This window comes from Enterococcus sp. 125944 (genome assembly GCF_051909435.1).
In the GTDB taxonomy this organism is placed as follows: Bacteria; Bacillota; Bacilli; order Lactobacillales; family Enterococcaceae; genus Enterococcus_D; species Enterococcus_D gallinarum.
On sequence record NZ_JBQASY010000020.1, the window covers coordinates 18808 to 32655 of the forward strand.

The following is a 13848-nucleotide window of genomic DNA, read 5'->3' on the forward strand; positions in this document are numbered from 1 at the left end:
GGAAGTGATCCGTTGCTTTTGGTAAACTAGAAGTACTTCAGGAGGTGCACTGTGAAAATATTTCTAATTGAAGATGACAAGTCATTAGTCAAAATGATTGAAAGTCAGCTGTCTCGCTATGCCTTCGAGACCTTTATTCCGCAGGATTTCGAAAAGATCTTGGAAGAATTTCATAGAATAGAGCCAGATTTGGTTTTGTTAGATGTTAATTTACCTTTTTTTGATGGTTTTTATTGGTGTCAAAAAATCCGCGAGCAATCCTTGGTACCCATTTTGTTTATTTCGGCTCGTGACGGTAATATGGATCAAGTGATGGCACTTGAGTATGGAGCAGATGATTTTCTGATCAAACCGTTTTCTTATGAATTACTCTTAGCAAAAATAAAAAGTCATATTCGGCGAGTATATGGAGACTATGCACAGAGCAATCGTGCTCGCCAACTAAAAGCTGGGGAATTGATTTATTATCCTGAGGCTTTAAAGATGAATTATCTAGAAAAGGAAGAAGTGTTAACTGTTCGTGAAGGAGAATTGCTTACTTTACTAATGATGGCTTATCCAGAAATGGTCTCCAGAGAACAGATCTTGAATAAATTATGGGACGATGAACGTTTTGTAGATGATAACACATTGTCAGTAAATGTTGGTCGTCTGCGAAAAAAAATGGTAAGTCTCGGTCTTGATGAACCAATCCAAACGATTCGTGGAAAGGGTTATGCTCTTTTTATTGCAGGGAGACCAGAATGAAAGAATATTTGAAAGTTCAATTACCAGCAATTGCTTTATTTGGGATGTCGATTGCTTTGATCTTTTTGCTCGTTTGGTTAGATGGGTATCGCAATGGTTTTGTGATCGGCTATGGCTTACTATTAGTGGGCTTGTTAGCGATAGGAGTTTTCACGATTGATTATCTCGCCAATCGCAGTTTCTACCACTATCTAAAAACAGGATTATCTGGAAGAAGCGCTGGTTACTTAGCTAGAAGAGTCAAAAAGCTTTTAGATGACGACCATCATCATGTACAAGAGCAACTAGCAGCGATTGATGCCCATCATCAAACCCATATCAAATTTATGAATATCTGGGTCCATCAAATGAAAACACCAGTCTCAGTCCTAGAACTGATGGCAGAGAGTAGTCAAATTGACCCTTACGATCTTTTAGCAGAGACGGATCGTTTGAAAAGCGGATTAGCCACAGCCTTGAATTTTGTTCGTCTGGAAGATTTTGAAGAAGACTTTTTGATTGAATCAACCTCCTTATTAGCATTGATCAAGCAAAGCATCGGTGAACAGAAGCGCAATTTCATCCGGCATGAAATTTATCCGAAAATTAAGGATGAGACTGATTTTTGGATAACAACAGACAAAAAATGGTTGCAGATTCTACTTTTTCAATTGATCAGTAATGCCGTCAAATACTCGAATCCCAAAGCAACAGTCACTTTTGCATTAGATGATGCGAACAGAAGTCTGACGATTACAGATACAGGTTGTGGCATTTCAGCGGCAGATTTGCCACGAGTGTTCCGACCTTTTTATACCGGTGACAATGGACGGCAGCGGGGAGAAGCTACCGGTATGGGACTCTATTTAGTCTCTCTCATTAGTCAAAAACTCTCGATTACGGTTACGATTGCTTCTGAAGTCGGTCAAGGGACTGTCCTGCAATTAGAATTTCCCGAGAGCTAACGAAACTTACAAAATTGTAAGTTATCTTTCAAACAATCGATAAGTTTGTTTCAGAAAACCTGTTACACTGACAGCAAAGGAGTGAGTGCTATGGCTTTACTAGAGTTGAAAAATATCACTAAAACGTATACTGGTGAAGTATCTGTGGAAGTGTTGAAACAAATTGATCTCAAAGTGCCTGCCGGAGAATTTATTAGCATTATGGGTCCTTCTGGCAGTGGTAAAACCACCATGCTGAATTTAGTTGCGACTCTGGATCAACCAACATCCGGCTCGGTCATCATCAATGGCGCCCAACCGCTGACATTGCCAAAACAACAGCTTGCTGAGTTTAGACGCCGACAGTTAGGTTTCGTGTTTCAAAATTATAACTTATTGTCTCCGCTAAATGTGGCAGAGAATGTTATGCTGCCCTTAACATTGGATCGAGTACCGGTTGATGAGATGAAACGGCGCTGTGAAGCGCTTTTGACAGAGTTAGGAATCAATGACAAAAGAAAAAAACGGATCTATCAGTTGTCCGGTGGAGAACAGCAGCGTGTTGCGATTGCTCGAGCGCTGATACATCAGCCAGAACTGTTGCTTGCGGATGAGCCGACAGGTAATCTAGATTCTAAAGCAGCCCGTGATGTCATGGAAATTTTGAGCCGAATGAACAAACAGCGACAAGTGACAACGATGATGGTTACCCATGATCCCTATTCCGCAAGTTTCTCTGATCGTGTTGTTTTCATCAAAGACGGCAAACTTTACAATGAGGCCTATCGCGGAAGTGATCAGCAACAATTTTACCAAAAAATTCTTGATGTTCTTGCACATCTAGGAGGTCGCCGTCATGAATTTCAGACAGTTGATCATTCGTAATTTAAGAGGTAACTTCCGCACCTATGCTGCTTATTTCGTAAGCAGTACATTTGCTGCCATGATTTTTTATATATTTAGTCTGCTTTTGCTCCATCCGCAACTAAAAGAAAACTTGTCAGCGAGCGATACCATTTCCAGTCTAGCTAAGATGGGATTAGCGGTTGCTTTAGTAGTAATTGCATTTTTATCTTTGATGTTTCTTTGGTACACCTTTGTTGTTTTCTTAAAACGTCGCAAACGCGATCTCGCGATCTATCTCATTTTAGGGATTGAAGAGAAGGATTTGCGAAGGATTCTATTTATTGAAAATGCGCTATTAGGATCGCTGGCCACCTTTCTAGGGGTTGGCTTAGGAATTTTGGGAACAAAGCTATTATTGCTTGTTGCTCAGAATGTGATGCATCTCAATCGCGGATTGTCTTTTATGGTTCCATTGACTAGTTTGGGATTAACAATCGGCGTGTATCTTTTGATGTTCCTGCTGATCTCATTTTTTAGTACGCGTGCTTTACAAGGGGAAAAGATCATATCATTGATCAAAGAAAACGAGAAGCCCAGGCCGGAGCCTGTGAGTCGTCGGATCTATGCATTCCTTGGGGTGCTTTTGCTCTTTGTCGGCTACGGATGTGTGTTTTATTTTTCTTTCAAAGCTGACGGTTTTTTGATTCTTTTATTAGGCGTTTTGTTGACGGTAGCAGGCACGATCTTGTCCTTCTATCAGTTTAGTGTTTACTTATTGAAACAACTTAAAAGAAGTCCTTCTTTTTTACAAGGAACACGCTTGTTAACGATTAGTGAATGGATTTTTCGTATGCGGGACAATGCGGCAATGTACAGTCTGATCGCCATTAGTACATCAGTGGCTTTTGTAGGAATAGCAGTAATGATGGCGATTGGCAACACTTCGTTTTCTTCGATTCAAGGAATTAGTGTAGCGTATGTTTTTTCGGAATACGAAAAAGATGAAATAGGTAAAACGAAGGCTTTTGAAGTGAAAGAAAAATTGGAAGCGCAAGGCTATCATCCGGTTATGGAACAAGTGGATCTCATTGAGACCTACACAAATCTTGAAAATCCAGCGATTGCTACTGATCCATATTACATGAACAATGCATTTTCATTGATGCGAGAAAGTGATTATCGCAAATTGATGAGCCAAATCGGAGAAAAAGCTGAACCTGTTATGGATGATCAAGTGCTTGAACTTAGCAGCAATTATTCAAGACGTAAAGAACTGTTGTCGGTTGACCAAAGCCAACGACAACATGTGTATCCGCTGGAAATTGGCGGAGATAGCGATTTTCAGCAAGATATGACGATCGTTCATAGTCCCTCAATGCTTTCGTTGAACTATTTTGGCCTTGGTGTTGTAACTGATCAAACTTTTGAGAAGTGGCAAAAAGAAATTGATGATTCTGAAGATTCGGGAGGATTTGTTTGGTTAGATTACCCCGAGTGGGCAGACGATCCTACGTTAATTGATGGTATCAATCAGCAAATCGATCAAGAAAATAAAGAAACAGATGAAAAAGTATCCGCTATCTACGATGAATTAGGAGCAGACAAAGTCAACGAGATGTCCGATGAAGAGTGGTCAAAAGCACTTGAAGGCATTCCGTCTCATATTGGTTATCAATCAAAATACAAAGTTTTCCAGGAAACATGTCAAGGCAATGGTCTCATTTTAATGATCACTGTTTTACTGGGCTCCGTTTTCTTTATTTTCTCTGCATCAATCATCTATTTCCGCCTGTTTGCGGATCTTGACAAGGACGGCGCTTACCATCGCTCCTTGCATGTGCTTGGTGTTTCACCAAAAGAACGGCATAAAATTCTGCGTCATCAGCTACAAGTTATGTATTTTTTGCCAACTATCGTGGCAATGATTCATTTTGCTGTTGCGATGACCGCACTGCGTTTATTAGTTGAATTGCCCGTTTGGCAGTTCTATGGTGAAATCGTAGGTATTTACTTATTGTTCCAAGTTATTTTTTATATTTGTTGTCAACTACGTTATAATCAACAAATTGATCGCTATGCAGATCCAACAGAATAATCAGTCAGTCTTTTTCCAAAACCTATCGCTTTGTTTGAGTGATAGGTTTTTTTCTGTGCAAAGCAGATGATTAATTTGAAAGTGAAGCCCTGCCTTGTGATATAACTCGCACAGTTCGTATGATTTGCTTCTGAATTTTCCATAAATTATACTGACGGTGACCTATTAACTATCAGGGAGGGATCACATGCTTTCAAAGATTGCAAAAGTACTTGTTGCTCTGTTGCTAACTATCCCCATTTTTACCGGTATGGAAATCGTATATGGAGAGACGGATGTGGGGGCAAACTTAATCACTGATGTATCCGTTGTCAATAGTCAGAATCAAGAAGTGACGACTTTAGATGAAGACGAATCTTTCAGAATTGATCTCAAATGGAGTCTCGAAGGATTAGGTGACTTAAAGGCCGGGGACAAAGCGACGATTATCCTCCCAGTAGAGATTGAAGGTGTCAATAATAGCTATGAACTGTATGATGAGAACGGTCATTTAGTAGTAAATGTCACCCAAGTTGGGAATCAGCTTACTTTTGTATTTACTGAGTTTGTTGAGCAGAACAACAATGTGCATGGAGACTTTTACTTTTGGACAAAATTTAGTGAAGACATTACTGTCGATCAGATCAATCAACTCGATTTTGAAACAGTTAATGGAATTAAGACAATTCCTTTATTTATTCGAGGGGTTGAGGATACTGGAACAGGTGCATTACTTACGAAACAAGGGCTGTATCTAGGCACACAAGAACCCAAACGAACGATTGATTGGCGTATTTATATCAATTCTTATGATACGAATAAGGTTTCAATTAAAAATGGGAGATTCATTGATACTCTTGGACCCCATCAAGCATTGATCAGCACCATGGCACGAGTGGTGTATGGTCCAAGCGTAACTAATCCCACTTATGTTGACCAAGTCCCAATTATGCTTAATTCAGACGGCACTTTTGAAATTCCTTTGCGGGATACGAGTGAGAGAATCTATATCACCTATAAAACAGAAACTGATGGGTCTTTGGAGCAATATACAAACAAGGGAACCATTCAAGCATTGATCAATGATTCAGCAGCAGTCCACACAACTACTGGCTACACGCCGAAATATGGAGGCGGGGGCAGTGGTACCGGAGAAACGAGCACTTCAAGCGAAAGCACGACCGCAAGCAGTGAGAGTACAACAAGTAGCACAAGTAGCGAAAGTACGACCACAAGCAGTGAAAGTACAACAAGTAGCACAAGTAGCGAAAGTACGACCACAAGCAGTGAGAGTACAACAAGTAGCGAGAGTGCGACTTCCAACAGTAACGGTAATAGCGTGGACAACTCTTCATTATCCGCTCCTAAAGTAAGTCAGAGTGGGGCACCGCCAAAGAATGGAGGGAATCCTCAATTACCGCAAACCGGAATGACCAATGATAAATGGATGATTCTCGGGGGCATGCTTTTGATTTCTTACGTTATCTATAAACGAAAATAAAAAGAAAAAATGAATTGGAGATTGGATGAACGTGTGAATGTATCGCTTCAAATCTAATATCCTTACAGATTTAAAAGGCTGAACATAAGAAGAGACAAAATATTGATCTAGTTAGTGGTAGTTTGCTGCTGGATTTTTCGAAGAATTCACTGCGACTTTTTGTCTTTCTTGTGTCAGTCTTTTTTGGTTGTTTTCTGAAAAATGCCAATTTCCACCTGATTCTGTCTTTTTTTTGGCGCGTGGTTACCTAAAAAAACTACTATAATCTCATTATCAAGTTAACCTGAAATAGATTTAGGAAGTGAGGCAAATGAATAAAATCCCCTTGTTGATTGCTTTTTTTATTATTTTATTTATTGTTTTCTTTAAAATAGATAGTTTGGCAAATGAACGAGCTCCCAGTAAACTATCTTTGACTTTACGAACGAACCGTATCATTTATGATGAGCAGTCAAAGTGGATCACGATACCTATTCGTCCGAATAAAACACGATCAGCCAAATCGGTTCGAGCAGTGTTAACTTATGGTTGGGATGGTAAGGGTACTGAGAATAAGGTCATTGGTGAAACGACTTTAACGAATGTAGAATGGGTTTCCGGTATTGAGAATTTTTTAAGAATTCGTGGAGATTTACCAATGTCTGAGATCAAGTGTAAAAACAAAGTGGATTTAGTGATTGTTTACGATGGTGACGTTACAACTATAGAGAATTTAAAGCCAAGTAAATGGATTATTGTTGATCTACCGTCTTCTTCTGAGAGTTCCAGCATTGACACTAGTATACTTAAGGAGACGAGCAATCCCAATAGTCTTTCCTCATACGATAATAATGATGAAAATTAATTGTGGCAGGACAAACACTCAGAACAGAAAAAGACATTTAAGAAGTTCATTTAATATTGTAAATAAAAAAGCGGTCGCTGCTGATAATGAAGTAAATAAAGAATAGACAGATTGGCATGTAAACTCTCTTGAGAGATTGTCGCAAAAAGGCAGCACAAGCAAAATGATTGGAAATTTCTTCCCCAGAAATGAACAGTTACAATTTATTCGGCTCAACAAATCGCAAGATTTGTTGAGCTGATATTTTTTAATAAAAGACTTTGACGGGTAGTTTGACAATCGTTCCTTTGAAGTGGTATGATCGCAAAACATTCACTAACTTACAATATTGTAAGATCTTTTTACTTGTCCAGATGAAATCAAACTTAAATGAAGGCAAAGTTTGAATAACTATTTAAGCGAGGGTCAATCAGTGTTTCATGTATTATTTGACACAACAGAAAAACAAATCAACCAGTTTCTCACCTATTGTTATGAAAGGAATCAAACAACTTATTCAACCAAAGAGCTGATGGCTGTGTTTAACTATAAAACTAGCAAGCTATTGTCTGTTATTCAACAGGTAGAACTATTTCAGGAGCAATATTCTGAGTATACGGTTAATTATCAATCAGAATCAAAAACTATCAAGATAGAATTTTCACCTAGATTTCTGCTAAGCAAAGTTTATGCAATCTTGGTGGAAAGAACTGTCGGATTTACCTTTCTTGATTTGTTGTTTAAGGGAAAGTACCACTCATTAGAGCAATTAAGCCAAGAGACATATAGCAGTTTACGGACGATTCAAAGAAAATTGACTGAATTGAATCAAGTGTTAGCAAATTATCATTTATCATACAGTTTAAGAAAAGGAAATCCACTTGAAGGAAAAGAGTACTACATACGTTATTTTTATCATGTCATGTATTGGCAGTTGTTTGATGAAACGGATTCAGATCTTTTAGCAACGATAAGGGACAAGCAAACTATTGCTACTCAAATTGAGCGTCACGCTCCTTACATGCGAAAAATTGATTGCAATAAATTTTTATCTCTGCTGGCTATTTCATTGCAGCGAATCAAACAGCAACATTTTATCGTAGAAATTCCTGATGAAATAACGACTTTCGAGCATCCATTGATGACTAAAAGAAAGTTCACCGAATGCATACTGGCACCTTTTTTTCAGGCAAATGTTTACGCTGTGAGTGATCTCACGGACGAAGAAATCAGTTTTCTTTATTTTATGTTTGCAGTAATGAATACATATTTGGAAGAGGATCTGACTGAAATCCATCAGGATTGGTTTGATAATGAGCAGTATTCGACTGAGGAGATCATTGTTGACAAACTGTCTGCATACTTTGATTTGGCACTCACTCCGAAAGAAAAAAATTATTTATTGGTCAACTTACTCATGATTCATTCCTACTCATCAGTTTTTGGAACAGAACATAAAATAAATGGGTTTGGAAAACAAACGCGGAAAAGTGAGCTTGAAGCTTATTTCCCAGTCATGTACCCAACGATGAGACGATTTTTGATCGCAATAAAAAGAGAAATCCCTCCACTTGTTGGTTTTGCAAAGAAGAATGATCGTCTTATCTTTCAATACTGCATGCTCGTTCGAACAGTCTTTATTAAATATGAGCGTCCAGTAACTTTTTCTATTCAATCGAAATTTGGCAAGACACAAGAATTATGGATCAAAAATCGATTGTTGAACACCTCCCATCGAGCAATCCAGCATGTTCCTTCAGTTGATGAACCAGATATTCTAATCAGTGATTACCCAATCTATCGCCAGCTAGGGGCAAACAAACAAATGGAGATTTTTTATTGGAATGGTCAGCCCACCAGCAGTGACTGGGAACGTTTGAAAGAAAAGATTCATAAAATTCGGAGCGAAAAGCATAAACAGTTTTTGACAGCCTAAGTTTCCATCAGTTTTCCTAGCAGCAGGTGAATTATTCACATTTCGGAGAAAACTCCTCTTTATAAATTTATATGTTCAGTCCAATTCCATCATTTGTTAAATGACAATTTGATTTCTACTACGTTTATTTTTTATTAAATCATGTCATTAATTTAAAATCCCAATTTGATGAAGCTGGCTCGTATTCTTTGAAGTTCATTCGGAAGTAAGAAGACCAAATTGAAAAGATCATTCTTTTTCCTGTTGACTTTTTAATACTCTAGTGGGATGGTAGTAATAACTATTATCATGAAAGTAAAAAAATAGCGAATAGGAAGTAGGGATGAAATGACAGAAATACTAACACTGAAAAATGTATCGAAACTGATTGGAACCAAGCAAATCATTGATAATGCTTCTTTCTCAGTGGAACAAGGGCAAGTGGTCGGGTTATTAGGACCGAATGGTGCGGGTAAGACGACGATTATTCGAATGATCGTTGGCTTAATGAAGCACAATAAAGGCTCAATTACGATCATGGGGAATTCCCTAGAAACGTCTTTTAAAGCAGCCATTGCCTCGGTAGGAGCGATTGTAGAAAATCCTGAGTTCTACAATTATCTGACTGGTTACGAAAATTTGATGCAATACCAGCGCATGGCGAAGACAAAAATGACGGCAGTTGAGATGGATGACTTGATTCGCCAAGTTCATTTAGAAGAATATATCAATCAAAAAGTCAAAACGTATTCACTAGGGATGCGCCAACGATTGGGTGTGGCGCAGGCATTAATCCATCGTCCTACTCTCTTAGTATTAGATGAGCCAATGAACGGACTTGACCCAAAGGGTATGAGAGAGTTTCGGGAAATGATTCTCATGTTAAGAGAACAGGGTGTTTCTGTTTTAGTATCGAGTCACCAATTAAGTGATATCGAACAGATTGCAGATCATCTGATCGTTGTCCAAAAAGGGAAAGTGACCCATCAAGTCGCGATGGATACCTTGAAGGCAGAAAAAAGCCTACTGATCATCAAAACAGATGACGATCAGGAAGCATTAAATGTCTTGAAGACTAAATTCCAAATCGATGGGCTTGCTTTGACGGATGGATTACAGATTTCACTTGAAACGGATAATCGTTCTGAGATCGCTGCTGCCCTCGTTAATGCAGGGATTGGTTTAAAGGAAATGAAATTGCAGCAATCTTCGTTGGAAGAAACATTTTTGGCTTGGACGGAAGAGGGAGGGCTCTAGAATGAGGACACTAATAAAAAATGAATGGATCAAAGTCACGAAAAAAAAGTCCACATGGATCATGTTGGGACTTTTGGTGGTTTTAACATTCGGACTCACCTATGTGGTCCGCTTAGGCTCGCCTGATACTAAAGCCAACGATCTATTTATTTTTCTAAGCGACATGACGTCATTTTTGAATTTATTTGTTGTTATTGTGGCAGCTTCAGCGGTAGCAGAAGAATTTAGTCGAGGGACCATCAAGTTTTTGTTGATTCGGCCATTTTCAAGAAGTCAGATATTAGCCGCAAAAGCCATCAACACACTCTTATTTGCTTTGCTTGGCACACTGGTTTTATTTCTAAGCAGTTTTCTTGCCAGCAATTTGTTTTTGGTAGCTGAATCTCCCTTCACATCAACGGATTATAATCAATTGCCTGCTATAGTTGTGGCTCTTGTCTATGCAGCAACGAATTTACTGTTGATTGTATTTTATATGACCATGACTCTGTTCATCTCTGCCGTCATTCGCTCTCAAAGTATGGCAGTGGGATTAGGAGTAGCTGTGTTGTTCGGGAGCAGCATCATCAACTCCATCATGCTTTTTGCGATAGAAAAATATCCTTGGTTGAAGTGGAATCCATTTAATTTTATGAATATCAAAGATACCGTTCCCACATTATTGCATCAAACGGATATGCAAAATGCAATAATTGATCCGGGTTTGAATTATTGGGAAATGACGATTGGACTTTTGTTATACAGCTTATTGATCTACTTTTTGACAAACTGGTTGTTCAACAAACGAGATGTGGCATTAAGCTGATATATAGAGGGAAAGTTTTTGGAGAAATCCTGCTGTAAGTGTCTAGTGTTTAGTTAGGATTAAAAAAAAGAAATTAGAAGTAAGAGGATAGAGAAAATCTGTCCTCTTTTTTGTTGTTTAGGCGGATATGGAGAGCAATAAAACAAATATCCGAAATGGTCGGTTTAAAGGTTCGATTCCTTATATTTGTATAGGAGCTAGAAATAGCTCCAAGGGTAAGTTAATTATTTCTCCTTCTAATCTATCAGTATAGTTTCCGCCAAATCTTTATTGATGACTATGCTGAGCCGCAGGTATTCAGATGTTTTGACATTGGCGAGTACGGGTTCGACTCCCGTTGCCTGCTTAAAAATTTTATGGGATATTTCATATTTCTCTTGGCGGAGAAGTAGAAAATCTGAAAGGAGATCATGATATGGCAGATATTACAGTTAACCAATTAACTACCCAAACATTTTATCAAATTCCCCAAATCTTTATGACACGGACAGAACGAATCAAAGACAAAACGGGAAAAGTTATCAAAAAGATTCGATATACGAGTGACTATGCACAATTATCAAATGATGCCAAATTGGCTTATGGGGCACTGTATAATCGTTGTCAATTATCGATTCGTTCTTACGAATCTGGAAAAGTTGATTTTGTTGATGAGTATGGCTCGGTATTTTTAATTTTTACGGTGGAAGAATTGATGGAATTGTTAGATAAGTCGAATAAGACGATTACAAAGATCAAAAAAGAATTAAAACAGAAAAAACTATTACGAGAAGAAAAACAAGGCTTAAATAAACCCAATCGGCTCTATCTTCAATTAGTAGAAGCTGAACATCAAATTATTGAAGAATATGATTCGAATAATTGCTTAATAAAACGACTTGATTATTTTGGTAATGAACTTCCGCTTCCGAAAGAAGATCTTTCTAGAGAAACAGAAAAAACGGCTGAATCCCTTGGGAGGCAAGGACGTGTAAATTTTACACGTGTAGAAAATACACGTACGGACGTGGAAAATTTACATACTAGTAATACTTACTCTAGTAATACTGAAAATAATAACGATACAAATCGATACGAGAAACCAACAAATATTCCTCTTTCAGAGATCTCAGAAAAAGAAGCAATAAAAATGGGGGATTTCCCATTTTTGACGGATCGAACAATTGACTTACTTTCTCATTTTGGAACAGATGCAAAAAAAATGATCAATAAAATTTATGCTGCGAAACGAAAAGTAGAAAAAGAGTATGCGGATATACTAACCATTCATTTTCGTCTTTTATTACGATTAAACGGAGAACTTTGGGCACAAGATTTGGAACACGAGGTAGAGAAATTTATTTTTAAATATCGTACCAGTTGCCATGAAAGAAAACCGATTCAAGATATATTTGCTTATTTTTATCGGATGATGACTCAATTCTGGAAATTAGTGTTGTTGGCAGAAACGGTTGTTTCTTTTTCTGAAATTGAATCTTTGAGACAAAAACTTTTAGCGAATGAATTGGCAGAACGAAGTGTGATTCAAGCTGTTTTTCCTGATAAATTTACACTGTCACAATTGGATCAAGAGTTGATTAATTTGCGTAAAACAGTGCTGAAGTGTGTGAAGGAGGAAGATAATGTTTCGAAACACGAATCGAAGATGTTATAACGGGTATCATGTGCCGCTTGAGACGATGGCACATGCTAGCTGGCCACCAACTTATATTGAATGTGATTGCGGGAATCTAGCGAAACATATCGTTCGTTATAGACGCTTGCCCTGCGGGGCACCACATTTCATTCAGACATGGATTTGGGAATGCCCAGTATGCGGACAGAAATATCGTTTACCTAAAGGCTCTTTCATGTTTGAATCGATTAAGCAGAAAGAAGATATCCCAAATGACAGAGATCGGAAATAAGCAGAGCATAGTCACTTTCCTGCATTAAAGCAATTGTCTAAAAAAGGAGGCAAAAAATATGGGGAAAGAACAAGATAAAATTGAAAAAACAGTTTCACGAGCAAAAGATCAAAGGGTTTTTCGTATGACAGATATTCAACATTTTGGTGAAGAGTGTCATTGTTTCCCTGTATTTGAAACAGTTTCTCTTCCTGAAGAAAAGACGCGTATCGTTCGGCGATTACGAAAATTTCGTGTTGATGGCAGAAATGTTGTTGAGTTTGAAGAATACATGGAAGGGGTAGAGTGCAAACGGTATGAAAAACAAACCGTTCCGTTGAAAGATATTTATCCAAATATTAAGCAAGTAACCAATGCCTGTGGAAAGATAATCGCACATCGGTTGAGACCTGGTCATCCGTTACGGTGGGTGCTTCCAGTGGATGAAAAATAAAAATGAATACACAAAAATTGATGTTCTCTTTTTCGATGTACCTTAACATCTGATCAAAGGAAACAAGGAAAGCTATTGGATACTTGGAAAATCCATGGAGAACTTAGTGAGCATAGTAGACTTAGAGAGTCTGCGGCTAAAGTTAGGGCATACTAGCTAGACCTTTTTTGATACCAACGTCGGTTCTCTTTTACGTAAGTACAACAACGAATTGGTGCTTATGAGTCCATGCTGTAGGAGCTGGGAACGGAAATGAACGAAAACAATGAGGGTTTTCGGTAAACCATGGATGACACAAGAATGAAGATTGTGGGAATTGGGACTAATGATCAGCTATAGCGCCTTATTTAATCAGAACCGCTACTAAGGGGATAAGGTTACGTACATTTTTGAAATAGAAAATTAGATTTCCAGTAATGAGGAGATCACTTAGGGGAAGTTTTTTAAAAGACTTTTCCCTAAGCGTATGCGGGAGTACATGTAGGCACTTGCCAGGACCCTATGGAAAAGATAGGCGAGCATTTACCGTTGTCTACTAGGGTTCTGGATCCGGACGCCATAATCCAGTCGAATACCCGTTAGGGTAGATCGAAGAAGAGAACAGAGAATATGAACTG

12 protein-coding genes are annotated in these 13848 nt (G+C 38.3%); all 12 read left to right on the forward strand.

Translation table 11 applies throughout. The features are described from left to right. Positions 1-51: 51 nt before the first annotated feature. The 12 genes from ACTFWY_RS14805 to ACTFWY_RS14860 all read left to right on the forward strand — a co-directional run bounded on the left by ACTFWY_RS14805 (position 52) and on the right by ACTFWY_RS14860 (position 13231). Complete coding sequence (locus ACTFWY_RS14805) at positions 52-747, forward strand: response regulator transcription factor (protein WP_003126248.1); 696 nt, start codon at positions 52-54, stop codon at positions 745-747. Beyond that, positions 744-1691, forward strand: a complete 948-nt coding sequence (locus ACTFWY_RS14810) for a sensor histidine kinase (RefSeq protein ID WP_311810586.1) — start codon at positions 744-746, stop codon at positions 1689-1691. Before ACTFWY_RS14805 ends, ACTFWY_RS14810 begins: the two co-directional genes overlap by 4 nt. A 90-nt stretch (positions 1692-1781) precedes the next feature. After that, entirely contained in the window at positions 1782-2555 is a 774-nt protein-coding gene (locus tag ACTFWY_RS14815; RefSeq protein ID WP_003126250.1) for an ABC transporter ATP-binding protein, read from the forward strand. Beyond that, positions 2527-4611, forward strand: coding sequence for an ABC transporter permease (locus ACTFWY_RS14820; protein ID WP_311810587.1), 2085 nt, complete (start codon positions 2527-2529; stop codon positions 4609-4611). Before ACTFWY_RS14815 ends, ACTFWY_RS14820 begins: the two co-directional genes overlap by 29 nt. 187 nt (positions 4612-4798) lie before the next feature. Then, positions 4799-6091 (forward strand): Ig-like domain-containing protein, encoded by a 1293-nt coding sequence (locus ACTFWY_RS14825; protein WP_311810588.1) that lies wholly within the window; start codon positions 4799-4801, stop codon positions 6089-6091. 310 nt (positions 6092-6401) lie between these two features. Further along, on the forward strand, positions 6402-6935 hold the full coding sequence (locus tag ACTFWY_RS14830; protein ID WP_081131612.1) for an adhesin: 534 nt from the start codon (positions 6402-6404) through the stop codon (positions 6933-6935). 412 nt (positions 6936-7347) lie between these two features. After that, the gene (locus ACTFWY_RS14835) at positions 7348-8850 is read left to right on the forward strand and encodes a helix-turn-helix domain-containing protein (RefSeq protein WP_311810589.1); all 1503 of its coding nucleotides are present in this window, start codon (positions 7348-7350) and stop codon (positions 8848-8850) included. Positions 8851-9177: 327 nt separating this feature from the next. Next, entirely contained in the window at positions 9178-10086 is a 909-nt protein-coding gene (locus ACTFWY_RS14840; protein ID WP_005471183.1) for an ABC transporter ATP-binding protein, read from the forward strand. Between the two features lies 1 nt (position 10087). Continuing rightward, the gene (locus tag ACTFWY_RS14845) at positions 10088-10891 is read left to right on the forward strand and encodes an ABC transporter permease (protein WP_311810590.1); all 804 of its coding nucleotides are present in this window, start codon (positions 10088-10090) and stop codon (positions 10889-10891) included. Between the two features lie 415 nt (positions 10892-11306). After that, positions 11307-12545 (forward strand): replication initiator protein A, encoded by a 1239-nt coding sequence (locus ACTFWY_RS14850; RefSeq protein ID WP_439927132.1) that lies wholly within the window; start codon positions 11307-11309, stop codon positions 12543-12545. After that, on the forward strand, positions 12514-12798 hold the full coding sequence (locus ACTFWY_RS14855; protein ID WP_252704694.1) for a hypothetical protein: 285 nt from the start codon (positions 12514-12516) through the stop codon (positions 12796-12798). Before ACTFWY_RS14850 ends, ACTFWY_RS14855 begins: the two co-directional genes overlap by 32 nt. A gap of 58 nt (positions 12799-12856) precedes the next feature. Then, the gene (locus tag ACTFWY_RS14860; RefSeq protein WP_439927134.1) at positions 12857-13231 is read left to right on the forward strand and encodes a hypothetical protein; all 375 of its coding nucleotides are present in this window, start codon (positions 12857-12859) and stop codon (positions 13229-13231) included. The last annotated feature ends 617 nt before the right edge of the window (positions 13232-13848 follow it).

Coding starts and splice junctions, on each gene's coding strand:
- ACTFWY_RS14810 (WP_311810586.1), top strand. CDS start 744: ATGAAAGAATATTTGAAAGTTCAATTACCAGCAATTGCTTTATTTGGG.
- ACTFWY_RS14815 (WP_003126250.1), top strand. CDS start 1,782: ATGGCTTTACTAGAGTTGAAAAATATCACTAAAACGTATACTGGTGAA.
- ACTFWY_RS14820 (WP_311810587.1), top strand. CDS start 2,527: ATGAATTTCAGACAGTTGATCATTCGTAATTTAAGAGGTAACTTCCGC.
- ACTFWY_RS14825 (WP_311810588.1), top strand. CDS start 4,799: ATGCTTTCAAAGATTGCAAAAGTACTTGTTGCTCTGTTGCTAACTATC.
- ACTFWY_RS14830 (WP_081131612.1), top strand. CDS start 6,402: ATGAATAAAATCCCCTTGTTGATTGCTTTTTTTATTATTTTATTTATT.
- ACTFWY_RS14840 (WP_005471183.1), top strand. CDS start 9,178: ATGACAGAAATACTAACACTGAAAAATGTATCGAAACTGATTGGAACC.
- ACTFWY_RS14845 (WP_311810590.1), top strand. CDS start 10,088: ATGAGGACACTAATAAAAAATGAATGGATCAAAGTCACGAAAAAAAAG.
- ACTFWY_RS14850 (WP_439927132.1), top strand. CDS start 11,307: ATGGCAGATATTACAGTTAACCAATTAACTACCCAAACATTTTATCAA.
- ACTFWY_RS14855 (WP_252704694.1), top strand. CDS start 12,514: ATGTTTCGAAACACGAATCGAAGATGTTATAACGGGTATCATGTGCCG.
- ACTFWY_RS14860 (WP_439927134.1), top strand. CDS start 12,857: ATGGGGAAAGAACAAGATAAAATTGAAAAAACAGTTTCACGAGCAAAA.